General features: G+C 52.4%; 1 protein-coding gene. It reads left to right on the forward strand.

The genetic code is table 11. From position 1 onward, the window contains the following. Positions 1-63 precede the first annotated feature (63 nt). A complete protein-coding gene (locus G6Q29_RS21525; protein WP_001067855.1) occupies positions 64-768 on the forward strand; it encodes an IS6-like element IS26 family transposase in 705 nt (234 codons plus the stop codon). The last annotated feature ends 52 nt before the right edge of the window (positions 769-820 follow it).

The raw sequence follows: 820 nt of genomic DNA on the forward strand, positions 1-820 counted from the left end.
GGCACTGTTGCAAATAGTCGGTGGTGATAAACTTATCATCCCCTTTTGCTGATGGAGCTGCACATGAACCCATTCAAAGGCCGGCATTTTCAGCGTGACATCATTCTGTGGGCCGTACGCTGGTACTGCAAATACGGCATCAGTTACCGTGAGCTGCAGGAGATGCTGGCTGAACGCGGAGTGAATGTCGATCACTCCACGATTTACCGCTGGGTTCAGCGTTATGCGCCTGAAATGGAAAAACGGCTGCGCTGGTACTGGCGTAACCCTTCCGATCTTTGCCCGTGGCACATGGATGAAACCTACGTGAAGGTCAATGGCCGCTGGGCGTATCTGTACCGGGCCGTCGACAGCCGGGGCCGCACTGTCGATTTTTATCTCTCCTCCCGTCGTAACAGCAAAGCTGCATACCGGTTTCTGGGTAAAATCCTCAACAACGTGAAGAAGTGGCAGATCCCGCGATTCATCAACACGGATAAAGCGCCCGCCTATGGTCGCGCGCTTGCTCTGCTCAAACGCGAAGGCCGGTGCCCGTCTGACGTTGAACACCGACAGATTAAGTACCGGAACAACGTGATTGAATGCGATCATGGCAAACTGAAACGGATAATCGGCGCCACGCTGGGATTTAAATCCATGAAGACGGCTTACGCCACCATCAAAGGTATTGAGGTGATGCGTGCACTACGCAAAGGCCAGGCCTCAGCATTTTATTATGGTGATCCCCTGGGCGAAATGCGCCTGGTAAGCAGAGTTTTTGAAATGTAAGGCCTTTGAATAAGACAAAAGGCTGCCTCATCGCTAACTTTGCAACAGTGCC

The organism is Enterobacter cloacae (assembly GCF_011078175.1).
In the GTDB taxonomy this organism is placed as follows: Bacteria; Pseudomonadota; Gammaproteobacteria; order Enterobacterales; family Enterobacteriaceae; genus Enterobacter; species Enterobacter cloacae_Q.

Excerpts from the sequence above, each read along its gene's own strand:
- G6Q29_RS21525 (WP_001067855.1), top strand. The coding sequence starts at position 64 with ATGAACCCATTCAAAGGCCGGCATTTTCAGCGTGACATCATTCTGTGG.